The sequence below is a fragment of the uncultured Chitinophaga sp. genome (genome assembly GCF_937874145.1).
Lineage (GTDB): Bacteria > Bacteroidota > Bacteroidia > Chitinophagales > Chitinophagaceae > Chitinophaga.
The window spans coordinates 1-19,672 of sequence record NZ_CALNBI010000419.1 but is presented as its reverse complement, the minus strand read 5'-3'; the positions used below and the strand labels follow the sequence as shown (position 1 = coordinate 19,672).

Sequence of the window (19,672 nt, the reverse complement as noted above, 5' to 3'; positions counted from 1 at the left end):
CCAGCCCGATGGCGTGGGAACCGCTGGCGCAGGCCGCGCTCACACTGAAATTCACGCCTTTGAGGCGGAAAATGGTGGCCAGGTTCATATTCACCGTGGAGTTCATAGTCTGGAACACAGACCCCGAGCCCACGAGCATCGTATCTTTCTTTTCGCGGATGATATCCGTAGCTTCCACCACAGGTTTGGCGGAACTGTCGTTGCCGAACAGAAGCCCTACTTCCCGGGAATCGAGGTAATCCTGGTCCATTTTAGCCATGGCCAGCGCCTCGCGGGTACTCATATAGGCATATTCCGCCTGCTCCGGCATCATCAGCCGCGCGCGCCGGTCCAGCAAACCCTTCAGCTCCGGACGGTCCACCATGCCGGTGAGCCCCGAACGGTAACCGAATGCCTTGCGCTCGGGATCCAGCACGATGCCGGAACGCCCCTGGAAAAGGGAATCCTTCACCGCCTCCAGGTCTTTACCGAGACAGGAATAAATGCCGATGCCTGTGATCACTACTCTGTTCATGCGCTATGTTGAGTTATCTCGCGGAGCCCCGGGGCTCCTTGTTCATTTTGTTTTACTATGCTGCCTGCTGCCGCGGGATCAGGAATAGAGCCCGCCGTTGATGTTCAGCACCTCTCCCGTGATGTAGGAAGCGCCTTTGGACGACAAAAACGCTACTGCTTCCGCCACTTCTTCGGCCGTACCGAAGCGTTGCATGGGCACCATGGCGGAGAGCTCCTTCTCGGGCAGGCCCTCGGTCATGTCCGTCCGGATGAAACCGGGCGCTACGGCGTTGACTGTTACATTGCGCTTGGCGACTTCCTGGGCGAGGGCTTTGGTGGCGCCGATGAGGCCGGCCTTGGCGGCGCTGTAGTTCACCTGGCCGGGGGTTCCCTTCAAACCGGAAAGCGACACCATATTCACGATACGGCCGTAGCGTTTCATAAGCATGCCGGTAAGCACGAGCTTGGTTACATAGAAAAAGCCGTCGAGGCTCGCATCGAGGACGCTTTTCCATTTTTCGGTTGACATCTGGAACAGCAGCATGTCTTCCCGGATACCGGCATTGTTCACCAGCACTTCGATCTGTTTGTCTTTATTGGCGTCGATCCAGGCGCCGAGCACTTCGTTCACTTCGGTTTCGTTGCCTACGTCGAATTTGAGCAAGGTGCCATCTGTACCTTTCTGGCGTACGGCTTCGAGGGTTTCTTCCGCCGCGGCCGTGTTGCCTTTATAATTGATCAGGATATGATATCCCTGCTCCGCCAGCCTGACGCAAACCGCCCTGCCGATGCCGCGGGAACCTCCTGTTATCAATGCGCATTTCATCCGTGTAATTGTTTCTTATGCTGTTGTTTCGTAATAATATTGCTACTGTACGGAAGATTTCTTCCGTTTCCCCGCGGCGGGCTCCGTTACCACGGGCTCGTGCCGCATGAGGTAAGCCTTGATGCGCTGCACGTCTGCATAACGGGGCGCGTCGTCGATAAATTTAGGGAAAATAGCCCTGATGTCCTGATAGATCTTGAAAGTGAAGGCGCCCAGGCGGTCCTGGCAATTCAGGTAATCCACGGCCTGGAGGAGCGTCATCACCTGCACGGTCAGCACCTCGAAGGTATTTTCGATCACTTTATACGTCAGCTGCGCGGCGTTGCAGCCCATGCTCACGATATCCTGGTTGTCGTTGTTGTTCGGAATGCTGTGCAGGTACATCGGGTAGCTGAGGGTTTGGTTCTCGGCCACGGTGGAAGTAGCGGTGAACTGAACGCCCTGCATGCCGAAGTTGAAGCCCAGTTTGCCGAGGTTCATAAACGGCGGGAACTTGTGGTTCAACTTGTCGTTCATGAGATAATTGAGCTGGCGCTCGCTGAGCATGGACAGCTTCGTCATGGCGATCTTCAATTTATCCATTTCGAGCGAAATGTAATCGCCGTGGAAATTGCCGCCATGGAACACGTTTTCCTGTTTATGGTCCACCACCGGATTGTCGCTCACGGAGTTGAGCTCTCCTACGATGATAGTTTCGGCCTGCATGAGGATGTCGTAAATGGGGCCGAGTATCTGCGGAACGCAGCGCAGGGAGTAATATTCCTGCACTTTGTCTTTAAAAATCTCTTCTTCGAGTTCTTTATAGAAGTGATCGGGCCGGTGGCGGATCATTTTAGAGCCTTCGAGCATCCCGCGCATCATTTCGGCCACTTTGTTCTGCCCGTTGTGGCGTTTCACGATGTTGAGCTCGTAGCTCAGGTGGTCGTCGAACGCTTCCACGACTTCGTTGATCATGGCGCTGAGAGAGCAGCTCCAGAGCAGCAGTTTGCGCGCTTCGATGAGGTTGACCAGCGCGATGCCCGTCATGGCGGAAGTGCCGTTGATAAGGGCGAGCCCTTCGCGGATATGTACCGTCAGCGGCTTGAGGCCCAGTTGCTCGAATACTTCCGCGGCCGGGCGGATCTCGTCTTCATACAAAACATTCCCCTCCCCGATGAGCGCATGCGCCAGGTGGGCCAGCTGCACGAGGTCGCCGCTCGCGCCCACGCCGCCGTGCTCGTAAATGCAGGGGTAAATATTATAGTTGATCAGGTCGCGGAGGAGGTACACGAGGTCGGTATGCACGCCGGAATAACCTTGCATGAAGCTGCTCAGCCGGGCAATCATCAGCGCCTTGGTGTGGATGGGCGCCAGGCACTTGCCGGCTCCCGAGCTGTGGCTGCGGATGAGGTTATATTGCAGTTCGAGCGTGTCTTTCTCCGGGATGCGGTACTGCGCCATGGGGCCAAAACCGGTGTTGATCCCGTAAATGAGTTTTTTGGCGGAAAATACCTTCAGGAAACTGAAGTTGTCATTCACATGCTGTACGGCTGTTTCATCGAGTACCAACTCTTCCCCTTCAAACAAAACTCTATGTACTTCTTCCAAAGAAAGCACCTTACTTCCTAGTACAACCATTATATTAAATTAAATTATTTGTTTATGTAAAAAAGCGCTCAAAATTAGTATAAAGATGTTTTTTTCCTAATATCCATTCTCCTATTTTTCACGGACGGGCAGGGGTTATCATACTCCATTGGCATGCAAATAGTTACATTGTACAGTGTTAGGTGGAGGTCTCCTGTCTCGTTCGGTTCCGGTCTGGCAATACATTCCCGAAATGCCTTTTGCGGGGCATTTCGGGATGTAAATTTATTACTCTTCTTCAATATTCGCAGGCGGAGTCACCAGAATTTTGTCGATCCGGTGTGCGTCCATGTCGATGATTTCGAAGGTAAACTTGCGCCATTCCAGCTTTTCGCCGGTTTGGGGGATGTGTTCGAGGTGGTGGAGAATGAAGCCGGCGAGGGTGTCGAACTCCTGTTCGAACTCCGCCATCTGGTCTTCCATATCGAATTCTGAGAGAAAATCGTAGAAAGGTATCTGAGCGTCAACGAGATAGCTTCCATCTTCCCGTTTGATCATGTTGTAATCGTCCTGCCCGGTCTCCGGCATATCGCCCACGATGGCTTCGAGGATATCGTTCAGGGTGATCATTCCCAGGAAAGTACCGTATTCATCTACGATGAACGCGGCATGGATTTGTGTTTCCTTGAACTTTTCCAGCACCTGGTAGGCGGTATTGTTTTCGGGAATGAAGAGGGGTTTCTTCATGATATCCTTCAGCACGGCCACGTTCCCTGCGGTATAGAGGTCTTTGATCGTGAGGATGCCCCGGATATTGTCGATCTGCCCTTCGCACACGGGGTAAACGGAGTGCGGGGCCTGTTTGATCTTTCGTTTGTAGGATTCCACCTCCTCGTTGACGTCGAGCCACACGATGTCGGTCCGGTGGGTCATGAGAGAAGTGATATTGCGGTCGCCCAGGTGAAACACCCGTTCGATGATTTCCTGTTCGGTTTCCTCGATGGCGCCGGAAGAGGTGCCCTCGGAAATGATGGCCTTGATCTCTTCCTCCGTCACATTGTTATCCGACGAGCGCTTCAACCCAAAGAGGCTCACCAGGGCCGCCGTAGACCGGCTAAGCAGCCAAACAAACGGAAAAGTAACGCGGGAAATGAAGGTCATGGGCTTCGCTACGTTCTTGGCGATCAGTTCCGGGTTGGCCAGGCCGATCCGTTTGGGCAGCAATTCGCCCAGCACAAGGGTAAAATACGTAACGCAGATAACGATGATGGCCGTGGCGATCGCGTTGCTGTAGGCGACCAGCGCCGGCCATTGCATCACGAAGCCTTTCACATCTTCCTTCAATTGTTCGCCGGAATACAAACCGGTCAAAATACCGATCAGCGTAATGCCGATCTGGACGGTGGACAAAAACGTGTCCGGACTGTTGGACAGCTTCAGGGCTGCCTTGGCTTTGTCGTCCCCCTGCTTGGCCGCGCTTTCCAGGCGCGCTTTCCTTGCGGAAACCAGGGCAATCTCCGCCATTGAGAAGATGCCGTTTAGCAAAATGAGGACGAGGATAATGACGACTTCCATAATATATAAAGCCTAAAAATAATTAATTATTCAAATATCAGGGTAACAAATGCCAGCGCGAGGCCGATGGCGATGGCCAAAACCTTTCTCCCGCTGAGTTCGTGGTGTTTGGTCCCGCTTTCGTAAAAGATCGTGGTGGAAATGTGCAGGAAAGCCCCGATCACCAGCGCCACGATGTAAATCAGCGAATGGGTGACGGCTTCCGACTTCTCTCCCATCCATCCCGCCAGCAGGGCCGAAAAAGGCGTAACGAGCGAGAAGATGATGAGTATCCGCCAAAGTTTCCCCCGGGATTGCCCCGCGTGGATCATCACGGTGATAAGCGTGAGGGATTCGGGGATTTTATGCGCCGTCACGCCCAGCATGAGCGAAGGCAGGGCGGATTTGTCTTCGTAATGGAACCCCAACGGGATGCCTTCCATGAATGCGTGGATGGACAGCCCCACCAGCAATGGCGTCACCGCGATGTGGTGGTGCCCCTGCGCCTGCGGCAGGTGGGTATGGCCGTGTTCCATGCCGTGGCTCAGCTGCTGGAGGAACACCTGCAGGAAAAAGCCCAGCACGATGTAGATGCCGGCGGAGTGCCCCAGCTCGTGGTACACTTCCGGCAGCAGGTGCATGATCGTTACCCCGAACAGGAAAGCCCCCGTAAACGCCAGCAGGTAAATCGGCAGGCCGGGACTGATCCTTTTAAAAATCATGGGGATCATACCGCCAGCGATCGTGGCGGCCAGGATGAGTATGAGGTAAGCTATGTTCATGTTGTACGTTCAGGTAATAGTTCCAGCCCGATCCTGCGGTTGAAGAACCCTCCGCCCAGGGTGCCCGCCAGGCAGCCGAGCAGCGCGCCGCCCAGGATATCGGTAGGGTAGTGAACCCCCACATATATCTGCGCGTAGCTGATCACCGCCGCCCATACGAAAAAGAGCCAGGCCCAGCGGCGGAGATAGGAACGGAGCGTTAAAAAACAAAACATGGCCAGCCCGAAATGGTTGGCCGCATGTGAAGAGGTGAAACTGCCGCTTTGGGGGTAATATCCGACCATAATCCGCACATACGGCGCGATATTCGGGTCGTTGGCAGGCCGCAAACGGCCTACAAGCCCCTTCAGGAAGCTGCTGCCCTGGTCGCACATGGCGAAGGTCAGGATGAAGAACACGATCCACCAGAAGCCCTTCCAGCCCCAGTTATACAGCACCAGCACAAGCAGGAACATGTACAGGGGCGCCCAGAAATAAGGCTCCCGCATCCACGGCAGCCAGCTGTCCAGGAACGGGCTCGTCCATTTGCTGTTGATGTTGAAAAACAGGACCAGGTCCCAGGTGAGCAAGGTTCCCATCAGGAAGTCGGTTTTTGGGCGACGAGGATCAGCCGCGGAGAATGCACCTCGTCGAAAGTGTTAAAATGATAATCCCCGAAAACATCCGTGATCTCGAGCTTCTGCAGCGCGAACATCTCCCGGAAATCCGCCAGGGTAAACGCCGATACGCGCTCGGCGAACGTTGTCCTGAATAACTTCTTCTTGTCCAGGATACGGATCTCCTTCAGGAACTTCCCCCCCGCCACCTCGCGGTGGATATCAAACACCACATCCTCCTTCTCCCGGATCTCCGCCGGCACCAGGTGCGCGGCCACGAACGGACTGTTCAGGTAATCCAGCACCAGCTTTCCGCCCGGTTTCATGCTGTTGGCCAGCGTCCGCAGGGCGTTATCGTTCTCGTGCCGGGTTTCAAAATACCCGAAACTGGTGAAGAAATTGAATACGACGTCGAAGTAGTTGATCCGGAAAGGCAGCCGCATATCGTGCTGGAAAAAGCTCAGGTGCTCGCTTTCCAGCTTCCGCGCCGCGGCGATGCTTTCTTCCGACAGGTCGATGCCGGTAACGTTGAATCCTTTGTCCGCCAGGTATTTGGCATGCCGCCCGCGGCCGCAGGCCACGTCCAGCATGAGCGCGCCGGGCGAAGGGCGCAGGTAATCCACCAGCTTGTCTATGAATGCAGATGCTTCCCGCTCATCCCTGTTGCTGTACAGCAGGTGATAATACGGTGAATTGAACCAGTCTTTAAACCATTGTTTCGGCACTTCCATGTCGTGTCGGTCGTATTATTTCGATTTCTTGTTGTTAAACATCAAATATCGGGAGGATTCGTAAAATCCGCGGGTTAATTTATCCAGTTTTTCCGCGATTTCCGGTTGTTGCGCACTGATATCCGCCATGGGGTTGCCCTCCAGGTCGTATAACCGCATTTTTCCCGTTTCCATCCCTATTTCACAAAAATATTTGTTTCCCATCAGCCCGTAAAACGTTTCCCCGCGGTTATACACCACGAAGGCGTAGCGCTCCCCGGCAAAGGTGGTATCGAGCATATCCACGCCCATCGTGTAATTGGTGAAATCCACCCCGGCCATTTTCGCCACGGTCGGGTATACGTCGAGCAGGCTCGTCATACGGCTGATTTTCTGCGGTTTTACCATTTTCGGCGCCCAGATGATGCAGGGCACGTGGTCCACGAAAGTTCCCATCTCGTATTCGGGAAGTGGCATGTGCTTGAAAGGGTTCAGCCGGGCCGAGTGATCGCCGAAGAACACGAAGATCGTATTGTCGAGGTACCCGGATTTGGCCGCCAGCTCCATGAGGTAGCCCACGTTGTAATCGAGGTAGCGCATGGCGTTGAACTGGTCTACCGATAACCATCCCGCCGCCTTGAAAGCCGCCGCGTCCACTTCCTTCTCCGTCAGTTTCCGGAAATCGCCCTTGCCGGCGGTGGTGGTGTAGGGTTCGTGGTTGTCGGCCGTTTGGAGGAAAGCCACGAAGGGTTTACCGTCCTGGTGGGCTTTCCGGAATATTTCGTCGGATTCGGTGATCAGGTCGAAGTCGGAAACGCCCCACACATCGGCTTTGGGCGCCTTGAAATACCCTTCCTCGAAGATCTGGATGCCTTCCACGTTATTGGTAAAAACCGCCCGGATATTGGCCCAGTTGGTGTTTCCGCCGAGGAGGTAATATTTTTCGTAGCCGTCGAACTGGTCCATGATCACCCGCTGGTCCACGATACCGGGGTGGCGGGATGCGGTTTTGAACTTGCAGATGTCGGGGAGCCCGGTGGTGACGCCGAAAACGGTCCGTGCCGTGCTCATAGCCGGTACATAGAAATTATCGAAAAACAGGCCTTCGTCTGCCAGTTTTTGCAGGTTGGGCGTGGCTTTGGTGGGGTTGTTGAACATGGAAGTCATAGCCGCGCCGCCGGATTCGAGCATCACGATGACCACGTTGGGGCGTTTGGCCAGGGAATCGCCCTTCACGGTACGGGCGTAATGCAGCGCAACGGAGTCCGGCTGGTCCACCTGGAGGTACGCCGCCACCGGGTTATAATATTTTTTGGTCAGGTTGATATCGTAGGTATCGTCTTTCACCGAGAAGTTGGAGACGAAGTAAAGGACCGGGTTGAGGGCGAGGGAAGTGATGCCGTTGTCGCGCGTGAACATGGCCTGGCTCCAGCGCAGGGGGAAATAAGCGACATTGGCGTAAATCCCCGCGGCGAACAGCAGGATGATGCCCACCACCCACGCTGCGAAGGCTTTGGGGCGTACGGGCACGCCTTCCTGGTTGGCGTAGTGGCGGAAGATGGAGCGGTACGACCAGATGACGAACGCCAGCAACAGCAGTATGCCGGTGGCGCCTTTGATGACGGGGTAGCTTTCCCAGAGCATCCGGGCGTTGGTGGCGCGTTCGCCCTGGGCGAGGAAGCGGGTGACGGAGGGCTCGATGCGGATGCCGAGATAGCTGTAATGTCCCAGGTCGGTCACGTAAAAGAAAGTCAGGAATACGTACAATATGCCAAGATAGCCGAAATGCAGCCTGCGGAGCCACCCGGGGCCGAAGAGGCGGTCGCGCGAGATAAATGCCAGCAGGGCGATGGGCGCCATGCAGATCAGGGCCAGCCGCATGTCGAACTTGAGCCCGAGATGCCAGGCTTTGAGAACGGCATCGCTTTCGCGGATGGTGGTGGTGAAGAAGAAAAAGTAAAAGATCAGGCGCCACGCCACGAGGAAACCGAACAGGTACAACGTCTGGGTAAAAATATACCGGATGTATCTGGGTATCCGCGACCAAAGCTGCATCATCTTAGTTATCTTATTATTTCGCTTAAGTTATATTTCCGTAATATTTTATACGTAGCGGCAAATATACACTAATTGCCGCAACATCCCGGGAGGCTTTGGGGACCTGACAAATTAGCGGGGCCGATAAACCCGGAATCAATTATCTTTGCCATCCTAAAAAAATCCAATAAAGTGGCACTGATTAAATCAATTTCGGGAATTCGCGGCACCATCGGCGGCAAGCCCGGCGAAGGACTTTCCCCTGTCGACGTGGTTAAGTTCACCGCGGCTTACGGTACATGGCTGCTGAAGCAGAACGCGGAGAACAGGAAAGTGGTGATCGGAAGAGACGGCCGGATTTCCGGGGAAATGGTCAAGCAACTGGTCGTTTCCACCCTCAACGGCCTGGGCATTGACGTAGTGGACCTGGACCTCAGCACCACGCCCACCGTGGAAATCGCCGTTCCCCTCGAACAGGCAGCAGGCGGCATCATCCTGACCGCCAGCCACAACCCCCGCGAATGGAACGCCCTGAAGCTCCTCAACGCGAAAGGTGAGTTTATTTCCGGCGCCGACGGCGCGGAATTGCTCGACATCGCCGCCCGGGAAGATTTCACTTTCGCAGACGTGAACAAGCTCGGATCGTACCGGAAAGACGATTCCTACCTCCAGAAGCACATCGACCTGGTGGTGAACTATCCGCTAGTAGACAAGGCCGCGATCGAAGCAGCCGGTTTCAAAGTGGTGGTAGACGCAGTGAACTCCACCGGTGCTATTTTCGTGCCCGCCCTCCTGAAAGCGCTCGGCGTGAAGGAAGTGACGACGCTGTTCGACGATGTGTCCGGCAAATTCGCCCACAATCCCGAGCCCCTGCCCGAAAACCTCACTGCGCTCAGCAATGAGGTGGATAAAAGCAACGCAGATTTCGGTATCGCCGTTGACCCGGACGTGGACCGCCTCTGCTTCGTTTGTGAAGACGGCAGCATGTTCGGTGAGGAATACACCCTGGTGGCAGTAGCGGATTACGTACTGAAGCACCGCAAGGGCAACACCGTATCCAACATGAGCTCCACCCAGGCGCTGAAAGATATCACCCTCAAAAACGGCGGGGAATACCATCCTTCGGCGGTTGGCGAGGTAAATGTGGTGAATAAGATGAAGGCAGTGAATGCCGTGATCGGCGGCGAAGGCAACGGCGGCATCATCGTTCCGGACCTGCACTACGGCCGCGACGCCCTTATCGGCATCGGGCTCTTCCTGAGCCACCTGGCCCAGAGCAAGAAAACGATGAAAGCCCTTCGTAATTCGTACCCGGATTACTTCATCAGCAAAAACAAGATCGAGCTGGACAAAGGGATCGACGTGAAGGAGATCTTCGAAAAGATCAAAGGCAAGTACAAAAACCAGCCTTTGAACACGGAAGACGGGCTAAAAATCGAGTTCGACAAGGACTGGGTGCACCTGCGCACGTCCAACACCGAGCCGATTATCCGCATCTACGCCGAAAGCCAGAACGAGACTACGGCAGACAATATCGCCCGTAAGATCATGCAGGACATCAAGGAATTTATATAATTCCTATAGACTAATAGATGGATGAACGGATGGCTGAATTAACGGCCATCCGTTTTTCTTTGTCGCCAATTCCGTAATTTTGTGGCACTTTTTTAATCAAAAACCACCAAACCCGCACGACCTTGGAAAGAATTTATTTCGACAATGCCGCCACCACGGCACTCGACCCGGCCGTTTTGGACACCATGCTGCCGTATATGACAGAAAAGTTCGGCAATCCGTCCTCTATTTATTCATATGGCCGCGAATCGCGCCTGGGTGTGGAAAATGCCCGCAAATCCGTTGCAAAGATCCTGAATGCCAATCCGGGAGAGATTTTCTTTACCTCCGGCGGAACGGAAAGCACCAATACGGCGATCAACGCGGCCATCCGCGACCTGGGCTGCCGCCACATCATCAGCTCCCCTATCGAGCACCACGCTACCCTTCATACCGTTGAGCATGTATATTGCCGCGACGAAATCCGTCTTTCCTGGGTGAAACTGCTGCCCGACGGGCATGTGGACATGGAAGACCTCCGCCGCCTCCTGGCGGAAAGCAAGGAGCGCACGCTGGTAACCCTCATGCACGCCAACAATGAAATCGGCAACCTGCTCGACATCCATGCCGTGGGCAACCTCTGCAAGGAGTTCGACGCTATTTTCCATTCCGATACGGTGCAGACGGTGGGCCACTATCCCTTCGACCTGCGCAATACGCCCGTTCACTTTATCAATGGCGCCGGGCATAAGTTCCATGGTCCCAAAGGTGTGGGGATTCTGTACATCAACGAAAATGTGAAGATCCACCCTTACCTGATGGGCGGCTCGCAGGAGCGGAATATGCGTGCCGGCACCGAGAACCTTTACGGCATAGTAGGGTTCGCCAAAGCGCTGGAAATAGCGACAGAAAACCACGAAAAGCACAGCACTTACATCAACGGTCTCCGGATGTATATGGCTGAACAGCTGGAGCAGCACATCCCGGGCGTAAGCTTCAATGGCGACCTCAAAGGCCGCAGCCTCTACACCGTTCTGAGCGTTTCCTTTCCGAAAACGGAGAAAAGCGAAATGCTGCTCTTCAACCTCGACATCAACGGTATCTGCGCCTCCGGCGGCAGCGCCTGCACTTCCGGCGCCGACGCAGGTTCCCACGTGATCCGCGCGCTCAGCAGCGATCCAAACCGCATCGCGGTGCGCTTCTCCTTCTCGCATACCAATACGAAAGAAGAAGTAGACGCAGTGGTGACCAAGCTGAAAGATTTGATCTGATGCATTCATCGATAGTAAAAAACCGGCTGGATAACCAGCCGGTTTTTTTTCGCGTATCAAATGCATTCCAGTTATCAACTGCTTCGAAGATCAACATTAATATCATGCTGACATAATCGATTTCAATATTTTTTACTTTGATTTTTCAACAGCAAAAATGCTTTACTTTTGATCTATTGAAATCTATTCAACTTTGAATGTTCTAAGATTCGTCAGCTTACATAACTCTGCTCATGTGGGGTGTTGCCGATACGGCACGGGGGCTGGATTTGATCTTCGAACTATTCCTACAAAAAGATGATGATATCATCTTTTAAGCTAAAAAAATTTCAACTTACATATCTCTGCTCATGCGGGGTGTTGCCGATCCGGCACGGGGGTTGAACGTTTTTTTAGCTTTTTTTTATTTTACTTGAACCACTACCCCGAACTTATCCCTTAATGCATTGAAAAACCTTGATTCACCTTTAATCAATTTCCGATGTATCATCCACAGCATATAATCAATCACGCTCATTTCTGGAGCTAACTTACTGGATACAAAATCTATTTGGAAATCTATCCCGGATTCCGCTAAATGCTTTGTCGCATCCTTTAGAATAGACATTTGATTATTACCGAATTGAGAAACACAAAACACATGGAAAATGTCCTTCTCAAAACGCTTACTTTCAAATAAACTTCGAAGTGCCTCGCGATACAAGTGGGCTGGTTCCCCATTGAATATTGTGGTAAACTTCTCGATATCCTTCTCAATTATTACCACATTGGTCAATATTCCCCTTAACCTTCTCAACAATTCTATAAAATTAATCCGCACTTCGGGATGGTCCCTCCTGGCATGAACGTACCAATCCTTTTGCTCTGCGATCGATGGTATTGCATTATACAAAACATCTTTTCTAGTTCTTTTGATAAAATTCTTCACTCTGTTCTTCAACCCAATCCGGTTAAAGGTTTCCACCATTCCTACAATAAAGTAAGGCTGATAACCGCCTGCTGCAGTTAGTGGCTTACCTTCCTTATCATAAAAATTCGGGTCCCCGCTTTCATCAATAAAGTAATATTTCTTCCGCCGCTTTACGCCTTCAATTTCCATGTTGGTTTTTCAATTATGGAAAAAATGTAGGGATAAAATCAATGCGGATATTTGTTCACTTTATTCATTTTCTTGTGATGGTATATATACCTTATGAGTGCCGCGTTATCACGTCGTAGAACTTGTCGCGGTAGCCTTCGCTGATGGGAATGGATTGATTGGCGATCATCACCGTATTGCGCTCTACGGAATTGATTTTGTTCATCGCCACGAGATAGGAGCGGTGCACGCGCATGAATTTGTCTTTCGGCAGGCGCGACTCGAACGACTTGAGGCTTTTCAGCGTGAGGATCGGCTGGTTGGCCGTGTAGATCTTGATATAATCCTTCAGCGCTTCAATGTAGAGAATATCTTCCAGGTTGATTTTAATGATCCGGTATTCCGTTTTGACAAATATATAATCCGTATCCGGCTGGCGCGGAGCAGTGATGGAACGGTATTCTTCAGCTTTGGTAACGGCTTTGATGAAGCGTTCGAAAGGGATGGGCTTGAGGAGATAATCCACCACATCCAGGTTATACCCGTCGAGCGCGTACTCTTCGTAAGCGGTGGTGAAGATCACCATGGGCGGCCGCTTTAACGATTTGATAAACTGAATGCCTGTAATATCGGGCATCTTGATATCCAGAAAAATCAAATCCACCGGCTCCTGCTGCAAAAAACCCAGCGCCCGGGAAGCATTCGTAAACGTCGTCAGCTCCATCCGGAAAGGGGCCTTGGCGGCGAAATCGGCGATAATTTCCAGCGCCAGCGGCTCGTCATCCAACGCAATGCACTTCATCATGTTTCAAAGCAATTATTAAGTCAGCGATAAATTCATTCTCTTGCTCTCTGATTGTGATCTCATGTGCATCTTTGTACATCAGTTCGAGGCGCTTGAGGGTATTCCCCAATCCCACGCCCCCTTTTTCCGACACGCGCCGCTCCAGCAGCCGGTTCCGCACCCTCAACCGTAACCGCCCGCCTTCCGATATTTCCAACCCGATGTGGATCCACGACGGCTCTTCATAACTCACGCCATGCTTGAACGCATTTTCCACGAAAGGGATCAGCAGCATCGGCGCTATCCGCAGTCCCGCCGGGTCGCCCTTGATCTCCACTTCCACCGGCACCTGGCTCGACAGCCGGAGCCGCTGCATGTCAATGAAATCCTGCAGATAGCGGATCTCGTTGGCGAGCAGCACTTTGTCCTCATTGCTCTGGTAAATCATATACCGCAGGATATTCGACAGCTTCACCAAAGCATGCTCCGTTTCGGGGCTTCGCCGGTGCGCCAGGGAATATACCGTATTCAGACTATTGAAAAGAAAATGCGGATTGATCTGTGATCGAAGGAAACGCAACTCTGCATTGAGGTTCGCTACTTTGAGCGCCTCCCGCTGCTGCTCGCTCCTGAACCATTCCGACGCCACTTTAATGAACCCGCCAATCACCAGCACCAGCAGCGCAAACGTGACGGATTTGCGGAAAATATCCGGGAACAGGAACATCCCGAAAATATTCCGCTCCCGCATCCCGCCATGCCGTAATACTGGCGGCGGCAGTAGCGTGTCCCGCAAAAAATGGACCGTCTGCACCGGCGTCACTGTATCTTCCGAAACATTCGCACGGTGTACAATGTGCGTACTTCCACCCATCGCCAACGCAGGCCGGCCCTGAACGGCGAACATCGCCCCCTCCCCTATTCGTCCGGCTACCATGAAGGGCCGCTCGCCGCGCATTTGCAGGAGCTTAATAAAAACAACCTCCACCTGCGCCTGCTGCAAACCGATCCCCGCCAGCGCCAGCAGCACTACGCCGATGTAGATGCCGATGCGCCTGCGCGTGAAGAAGCGCGGGATCAATACGTAATAATTCAAATAAAACAACCCGGTGATGAACAGCATGTTCACTCCTTCCTTCCAGTAAAACAATTGATTGTCTACCCGTATGCGATATGCGAAAAAAGGAAAGAGAAACAGCAACACCCAAACTGAAAAATGCAAACAAATTACGACGACCCGGTTACTTAGTATTTTCCTCCAACTGACCATAGGTGTGATGCGGCTCAAACTTACGCCACATAAGTCTTAACCAAGTGTTAAAACAGGTTTCCGGGTTCTTAAGCAAGTGTTAAAAATTATCGGGCCAGCTGCAGGCTGTCGATCTCATGTTCGCTCAGCGAAGGAATGACGCCGCTTTCCAGTTTCTGCAGGACGAGCGCCCCGGTACGGTGCGCATCGCTTTGTGTACGGAACGGGTGAAATCCCGGAATAGCGGGAATATGCTCCTGGTAAATCATCGGCCTGCCGCGATACGTAATGCGGTAAGCCCAGCCCTGCTGCACGGGCTCTGTCGCCAGCCGGTACGGCTGCTCCCTGCACGACGACAGGGAGCCAACCGCGGCCAGCATTAGCAGTAATGACGCGATGGACTGCCTAATCATTTTCGTTGTAAGTGGCATTCGGTTCGAAAAGATACACGTCGTCGAGCGGCAGGCTGCCGGTGCGGCCGGACGCCACATGCCCCTTCCCGCCCAACACGAAAGCTACTGCGCTGTAGCGCGCGGCGCCCTCGAAATCACGGACCTTCTTCCAGAGATCGGTGACGCCGTCGTACTCCCAGGTGGATTTGCTGATGCCATTGCCGGTGCCCGTGATCACATAAGCTTTGTTGTTGACAGCAAACGCTACGGCCTGGCTGGTTACGATGTTGTATTCATCGTCGAATGAGTCTTCGGATACGTTGGCGATTTTGTTCTTCTGCGTCCAGTTGTCTGCAGCGGCGTCGTACACCCACATGTCGTTTTTCAGTTCGCTGTTGTTGGTGCCGGTAACGATGTAGGCGTTCTGCCCCAGCACGAAAGCCACGGCTTCCGTGCGTTTGCTGCCGCCGAAACTTTGACGGGCGAGCCACTGGTCAGCCACCGGGTCGTACATCCAAACATCCTTGGTGCCGCTGCCATCGTTCCCCGTGGCTACATACCCTTTGCCGTTGATGGCGAAGCTGACGGCATCACGGCGGGCCAGGCTGATAGATGGATCGGGGCCCACGAGCGGTGCTTTCTTCTCCCAGTTGCCCGTTTCGGGGCTGTAGCTCCAGAAATCGCTGAGCCTTATTTTTCCGTCGAAGCCCGTTCCCACGTATGCTTTCTTATCTATGACGAAGGCGGTGGCGCTGCTGCGCGCGGCGGCTTCCGCGGGCAGGTTGGCGGACTGGCTCCAGCCATTGGCGGGATTGTATTTCCAGAAGTCGCGCAGCTGTTTGTCGCCGTCGAATCCCGTACCGATGTACGCCGTATCGCCGATCACGAACGCCACGGCTTCTGAGCGCGGAGAAGCCGACATCTCGGGCAGCTCTTTCCAGTTGCCGTTGTTCTCGTCTTCCGTGTCGTCGCTTTTTGAACATGCCGACAACACCACTGCCGCCAGCATCCATCCGAATAATTTTCCTTTCTGCATAGAAATTGTTTTTTAACCCGGTCAAAATTATCCGGCGAACTGTTACAGGTACTTTAAAATAGACGGAACAGCCGCGTATCCTGACCAATCCCCTGATTTCATCTGCCAGTCAGCCGCTTTTGCCGTTTGGCCCTGCAACGCCCCTTTCCTGCCCGTTTGCGGCATTGAACGGCGGAATTGGGGAAATGATCGGTAAAAAAGCCCTGGCCGCATATTCCCCGCCCGCAGGTGCGCCGCCGTCTTTTATCATTGCGGCGATATGAAATGGAAACTTCTGGCGATAGCCGCGATCACCGGCCTCGCGGCTTGTGACAAAAGCGGGTTTGTGTATGAAGACGTAGCCCCCGGCGGCAACGTCCGCTACTCGCTCATCGATACGGTCAGCATCGAAATGCGCACCATACAGCTCGATTCCGTGCCGGCCTCTGCCACCGGCTATCTCCTCGCCGGCGGCTACGCCGATCCCGAAACGGGCCGGGTCAGCGTAGCGTCCAATTTCCGCATCGCCCGGCCGGCGTCTTTTCCGGAGCTGACCGAATCCGCCCAATACGATTCCATCGAGATCATCTTCAAACCGGACAGTTATTCCTACGGCGATACGCTGCCGGGGCAGGAATGGTCGGTTTACCAGCTCTCACGCCCGCTGGTGCTGGACGACGACCAGGCGATGTTCTTCACCCATCATATCTTCCCCCACGCCTCCACACCGCTGGCACAGGAATACGTTTCGGTGCTTCCGCGCAGCGGCAACAGCATCAGCCTCCGCCTCCGCGATGCGTTTGGCCGTGAACTGATGGAAAAGATCCGTTCGAAATCGGAAGACGTATCCTCCGACTTGCTGTTTCTTGATTATATGAAAGGCCTGCAACTCCGTGCCGGCAATGGTGCGGCGATGTACCGCATTCCTGCGTCGGACAGTACGGTGGTGATGCGGTTGCATTATCATATTTCCACTTCCGAAATCGAAGAATACACGATTGATTTTCCGCTGGGCAATCCGGAGTTACAATACAACGAAGTGCATGTTGACAGGAGCGGTACCCCGCTGGCCGGATTGGCTCCCGGCCCTGCGGGCCTCCTGAGCAGCGACGCCGGCAACCGCGCCTGGCTGCAATCCGCCACTGGCATGGTGATCCGGCTGGATTTCCCTTCGCTGGCCAACCTGCCCATGCTGTCCAAATACGGCCGGGTGATGGAAGCGCAGCTGATTCTCACGCCGGTGAACCCGACTTACGCGCAATTCCCTTTGCCGCCGCGGCTCACCTTATGCCCGGCGGACAAAAACCAGGTAGTGAGCGATACGCTGGCCACAACAATGGGCTACCAATACGGCGACCTCGTCACCGATCTGCTGTACCCGGAAAAAACGCGCTACACCTACGACCTCACTACCTATTGCACCGCCATGGCCACCGGCAACAACGCGAATTACATGGGCTTGCTGTTGCTGCCCGCGGCGGGCGAATATTACTCCCAGCTGAACCGCCTGGTGCTGGGAGACGCCAGACACGAAGGCTACCGGGCTTATTTGAAGATCTATTACCTGTTATACCAATGACGCGCATTTATACCACCTTTTGTTTTCTAGTGCTGATCTCCGGCCGCGTGGCGGCGCAGAAAGGCGTTAACTCGCTGTACTCCGCATTCGGTATCGGCGACCTGGAGGAGCGCGATTACAGCCGCAACTTTGGCGTTGGCAGCGCGGGGATCGCGCGGCAGTCGGGGCAGTTCCTGAACGAACAAAACCCCGCATCGTACACCGCGTTGCCGATGCAGATGTTTTATTTCGAAGCCGGCATGGCAGGAAAAACGGTGCAATATCAAACGGCTAACAATTCCCAATCCGCCGGTGATATTTCGTTCAAAAGGTTCGCCATCGGGTTTAAGGCGCAGGAGCGCTGGGGGATCAGCATCGGCCTGATGCCGTATAGCCGCGTGGATTACAAAATGCTCAACACCACGCCCATCGAAGGCGTGACGGAAAATGTCCGGAACGCCATCGAAGGAAACGGCGGGCTGAACCGGTTTTACATCAGCAACGGCGTGCGGATCACAAAGAACCTCAGCCTGGGTATTTCTTCCGCCGTCATCTTTGGGCCCGTCAATACGATCGACAGCCTGGCCAGCGATGCCGTGCATACTTCCCGCGACCTGTATTACCGCAATCTCAACTTCACGGCGGGCCTGCAGTACCAGGGCAAAATCGGGGAATGGACCCTCGGCGCCGGCGCTACCTACCGCCTCGCCACCACCCTACGCGGCAGCGGGGATTTCAGCATCAAGGCTTCCGACGGTACCGTACTTTACCAGGACAAAACCACGTCGGCCGAATACAAGATCCCTTCGCAGCTGGGCTTCGGGCTCAGTGCGGGTACCGGCAACCTCACGTGGCTGGCGGATTACAAAAAACAGGATTGGAGAAACGTCAATAAAAGCGGCGCATCTTATCAATATAAAAATGCCGAACGCTATGCCGGCGGAATGGAATATACTTTCGGGCGGCTGGACTTCTACGGCCGCGAAGCGGAAGGCACCGTGATCCAGCTGGGCGCGGCGTTCCAGAAGAATTACATCACGGTGAAAGAACAACCGCTGGAGGATTTCAGCATTTCGGCAGGCGTGTCTTTACCCAGCCGCACCGGTCATCTGCGATATTATCTCGGTGTGGAAGGCGGCCAGCGCGGCGTTACCACGAAAGGACTTGTACAGGAAAATTATTTCAATGTCGTGCTGCATCTTTCCCTGCGCGATAACTGGTTTTATAAACGAAGAGAATTGTAAATCACCCCGGCGGGTAATCAGTTAAACCATCTTTAAACCTTTATACGGCAACCCCAAAAACCGGTTTGCTATTGCCCGCCGGGGATTTGCGCCTTTCCTTCCAGCCACTCCCCGAACCACTTCCCGGACGATTTTACCGTCCGCCGCTGCGATGCAAAATCCACATGCACGAGCCCGAACCGGGCGTTGTACCCTTCGGCCCATTCAAAGTTATCGGTGAGCGTCCAGGCGAAATAACCTGTCAGCGGAACGCCGGACCGTTTGGCCAGCAGCGCTGCGCGGAGATATTCTTCGTACCACGCGATGCGCGCCGGGTCGTGGATACGGCCGTTGTCGTGCACATCGTGGAACGCCGCGCCGCCTTCGGTGACCATCAGTTCTTTTACCCCGGGATAAGCCGCGAATTGCTGCAGGATACTGAAAAGCCCGTTGCCGCTGATTTCCCAGCCCAGCGCGGTGGTGGGCACTTTCCGGTGCCGGGCTTTGACTTCGGAGGCGTTGATGTAGGGCATGAAGGGATTATACCGCACTACCAGCGGGAAGTAATTTTGTATGCCGATAAAATCGAAGTCGAAGGGAAGCTGGTCCCAATCGCGCCAAAGCGCGTACCGGCGGGCGATGCGTGCCAGCAGCGGAAAGTCGCCGTCCGGATACCCCATGCCCAGCGCCGGCTCGATGAAGAGGCGGTTAAACAATGCATCGATACGCGCGGCGGCGGCCCGGTCGTTTTCGTTATCTGTGAAGGGGATGATTTTCGAGCAGGAATAGGCGACGCCGATGCGCGCACCCGGAACCTCTGCACGGAGGGCCCTCCCTCCCGCCGCCTGGGCCAGCGCCACATGGTGTACCGCCGGCAGGAAATACGACAGTCCGAACTTCCCCGGCGCATGCACGCCCAGCATATACCCGAGCGATGTAAAGCCAAAGGGCTCGTTGAGGACGATCCAGTTTTTCACTTTCC

18 protein-coding genes are annotated in these 19,672 nt (G+C 54.1%); 4 read left to right on the top strand and 14 right to left on the bottom strand.

The genetic code is table 11. The features are described 5' to 3' along the window. From Q0510_RS20110 to Q0510_RS20075, 8 genes are all read right to left on the bottom strand, one after another. Positions 1 to 514, bottom strand: a 514-nt coding sequence (locus tag Q0510_RS20110) for a beta-ketoacyl synthase N-terminal-like domain-containing protein (protein ID WP_298715680.1), incomplete at its 3' end; no start/stop codon positions are given. Between the two features lie 78 nt (positions 515 to 592). Beyond that, positions 593 to 1,321, bottom strand: a complete 729-nt coding sequence (gene fabG / locus Q0510_RS20105; protein ID WP_298715679.1) for a 3-oxoacyl-ACP reductase FabG — start codon at positions 1,319 to 1,321, stop codon at positions 593 to 595. 42 nt (positions 1,322 to 1,363) lie between these two features. Continuing rightward, entirely contained in the window at positions 1,364 to 2,938 is a 1,575-nt protein-coding gene (locus tag Q0510_RS20100; RefSeq protein ID WP_298715678.1) for a histidine ammonia-lyase, read from the bottom strand. A 237-nt stretch (positions 2,939 to 3,175) separates the two neighbouring features. Then, entirely contained in the window at positions 3,176 to 4,462 is a 1,287-nt protein-coding gene (locus tag Q0510_RS20095) for a hemolysin family protein (protein ID WP_298715677.1), read from the bottom strand. A gap of 26 nt (positions 4,463 to 4,488) precedes the next feature. After that, the gene (locus tag Q0510_RS20090; protein WP_298715676.1) at positions 4,489 to 5,223 is read right to left on the bottom strand and encodes a ZIP family metal transporter; all 735 of its coding nucleotides are present in this window, start codon (positions 5,221 to 5,223) and stop codon (positions 4,489 to 4,491) included. Beyond that, positions 5,220 to 5,801 carry a phosphatase PAP2 family protein gene (locus Q0510_RS20085; protein ID WP_298715675.1) on the bottom strand — a complete coding sequence of 194 codons (582 nt, stop codon included), beginning with the start codon at positions 5,799 to 5,801 and terminating at the stop codon, positions 5,220 to 5,222. The genes Q0510_RS20090 and Q0510_RS20085 overlap by 4 nt, the downstream gene beginning before the upstream one ends. Beyond that, the gene (locus tag Q0510_RS20080; RefSeq protein WP_298715674.1) at positions 5,801 to 6,550 is read right to left on the bottom strand and encodes a class I SAM-dependent methyltransferase; all 750 of its coding nucleotides are present in this window, start codon (positions 6,548 to 6,550) and stop codon (positions 5,801 to 5,803) included. The genes Q0510_RS20085 and Q0510_RS20080 overlap by 1 nt, the downstream gene beginning before the upstream one ends. Positions 6,551 to 6,565: 15 nt before the next feature. Then, the gene (locus Q0510_RS20075) at positions 6,566 to 8,587 is read right to left on the bottom strand and encodes an LTA synthase family protein (protein ID WP_298715672.1); all 2,022 of its coding nucleotides are present in this window, start codon (positions 8,585 to 8,587) and stop codon (positions 6,566 to 6,568) included. A 171-nt stretch (positions 8,588 to 8,758) separates the two neighbouring features. On the opposite strand from Q0510_RS20075, the gene glmM reads away from it, so the two are divergent. Together glmM and Q0510_RS20065 are read left to right on the top strand one after the other, a co-directional pair. Beyond that, positions 8,759 to 10,141 carry a phosphoglucosamine mutase gene (gene glmM, locus Q0510_RS20070; protein ID WP_298715671.1) on the top strand — a complete coding sequence of 461 codons (1,383 nt, stop codon included), beginning with the start codon at positions 8,759 to 8,761 and terminating at the stop codon, positions 10,139 to 10,141. 122 nt (positions 10,142 to 10,263) lie between these two features. Continuing rightward, a complete protein-coding gene (locus Q0510_RS20065; RefSeq protein WP_298715669.1) occupies positions 10,264 to 11,391 on the top strand; it encodes a cysteine desulfurase family protein in 1,128 nt (375 codons plus the stop codon). Between the two features lie 403 nt (positions 11,392 to 11,794). Here Q0510_RS20065 and Q0510_RS20060 read toward each other — a convergent pair whose 3' ends face one another. From Q0510_RS20060 to Q0510_RS20040, 5 genes are all read right to left on the bottom strand, one after another. Beyond that, positions 11,795 to 12,490, bottom strand: a complete 696-nt coding sequence (locus tag Q0510_RS20060; protein WP_298715667.1) for a DUF3800 domain-containing protein — start codon at positions 12,488 to 12,490, stop codon at positions 11,795 to 11,797. Between the two features lie 91 nt (positions 12,491 to 12,581). Further along, positions 12,582 to 13,274, bottom strand: coding sequence for a LytTR family DNA-binding domain-containing protein (locus tag Q0510_RS20055; RefSeq protein WP_298715666.1), 693 nt, complete (start codon positions 13,272 to 13,274; stop codon positions 12,582 to 12,584). Beyond that, entirely contained in the window at positions 13,249 to 14,376 is a 1,128-nt protein-coding gene (locus Q0510_RS20050) for a sensor histidine kinase (RefSeq protein WP_298715664.1), read from the bottom strand. Before Q0510_RS20050 ends, Q0510_RS20055 begins: the two co-directional genes overlap by 26 nt. 233 nt (positions 14,377 to 14,609) lie before the next feature. After that, positions 14,610 to 14,915: a DUF4907 domain-containing protein gene (locus tag Q0510_RS20045; protein WP_298715662.1), complete on the bottom strand. Its 306-nt coding sequence runs from the start codon at positions 14,913 to 14,915 to the stop codon at positions 14,610 to 14,612. After that, positions 14,908 to 15,930: a kelch repeat-containing protein gene (locus Q0510_RS20040; protein ID WP_298715660.1), complete on the bottom strand. Its 1,023-nt coding sequence runs from the start codon at positions 15,928 to 15,930 to the stop codon at positions 14,908 to 14,910. Before Q0510_RS20040 ends, Q0510_RS20045 begins: the two co-directional genes overlap by 8 nt. Before the next feature lie 259 nt (positions 15,931 to 16,189). On the opposite strand from Q0510_RS20040, the gene Q0510_RS20035 reads away from it, so the two are divergent. Beyond that, positions 16,190 to 17,488, top strand: a complete 1,299-nt coding sequence (locus tag Q0510_RS20035; RefSeq protein WP_298715658.1) for a DUF4270 family protein — start codon at positions 16,190 to 16,192, stop codon at positions 17,486 to 17,488. Then, positions 17,485 to 18,711 carry a hypothetical protein gene (locus Q0510_RS20030; protein WP_298715656.1) on the top strand — a complete coding sequence of 409 codons (1,227 nt, stop codon included), beginning with the start codon at positions 17,485 to 17,487 and terminating at the stop codon, positions 18,709 to 18,711. Before Q0510_RS20035 ends, Q0510_RS20030 begins: the two co-directional genes overlap by 4 nt. Positions 18,712 to 18,779: 68 nt before the next feature. On the opposite strand, the gene Q0510_RS20025 is transcribed toward Q0510_RS20030, so the two are convergent. After that, positions 18,780 to 19,672: family 1 glycosylhydrolase (locus tag Q0510_RS20025; RefSeq protein ID WP_298715654.1), on the bottom strand; the 893-nt coding region annotated here is incomplete at its 5' end.

Excerpts from the sequence above, each read along its gene's own strand:
- Q0510_RS20085 (WP_298715675.1), bottom strand. The coding sequence starts at position 5,801 with ATGGGAACCTTGCTCACCTGGGACCTGGTCCTGTTTTTCAACATCAAC.
- Q0510_RS20045 (WP_298715662.1), bottom strand. The coding sequence starts at position 14,915 with ATGATTAGGCAGTCCATCGCGTCATTACTGCTAATGCTGGCCGCGGTT.
- Q0510_RS20035 (WP_298715658.1), top strand. The coding sequence starts at position 16,190 with ATGAAATGGAAACTTCTGGCGATAGCCGCGATCACCGGCCTCGCGGCT.
- Q0510_RS20080 (WP_298715674.1), bottom strand. The coding sequence starts at position 6,550 with ATGGAAGTGCCGAAACAATGGTTTAAAGACTGGTTCAATTCACCGTAT.
- Q0510_RS20095 (WP_298715677.1), bottom strand. The coding sequence starts at position 4,462 with ATGGAAGTCGTCATTATCCTCGTCCTCATTTTGCTAAACGGCATCTTC.
- Q0510_RS20090 (WP_298715676.1), bottom strand. The coding sequence starts at position 5,223 with ATGAACATAGCTTACCTCATACTCATCCTGGCCGCCACGATCGCTGGC.
- Q0510_RS20055 (WP_298715666.1), bottom strand. The coding sequence starts at position 13,274 with ATGATGAAGTGCATTGCGTTGGATGACGAGCCGCTGGCGCTGGAAATT.
- Q0510_RS20050 (WP_298715664.1), bottom strand. The coding sequence starts at position 14,376 with ATGCTGTTCATCACCGGGTTGTTTTATTTGAATTATTACGTATTGATC.
- Q0510_RS20040 (WP_298715660.1), bottom strand. The coding sequence starts at position 15,930 with ATGCAGAAAGGAAAATTATTCGGATGGATGCTGGCGGCAGTGGTGTTG.
- Q0510_RS20030 (WP_298715656.1), top strand. The coding sequence starts at position 17,485 with ATGACGCGCATTTATACCACCTTTTGTTTTCTAGTGCTGATCTCCGGC.
- fabG (WP_298715679.1), bottom strand. The coding sequence starts at position 1,321 with ATGAAATGCGCATTGATAACAGGAGGTTCCCGCGGCATCGGCAGGGCG.
- Q0510_RS20075 (WP_298715672.1), bottom strand. The coding sequence starts at position 8,587 with ATGATGCAGCTTTGGTCGCGGATACCCAGATACATCCGGTATATTTTT.
- Q0510_RS20100 (WP_298715678.1), bottom strand. The coding sequence starts at position 2,938 with ATGGTTGTACTAGGAAGTAAGGTGCTTTCTTTGGAAGAAGTACATAGA.
- Q0510_RS20060 (WP_298715667.1), bottom strand. The coding sequence starts at position 12,490 with ATGGAAATTGAAGGCGTAAAGCGGCGGAAGAAATATTACTTTATTGAT.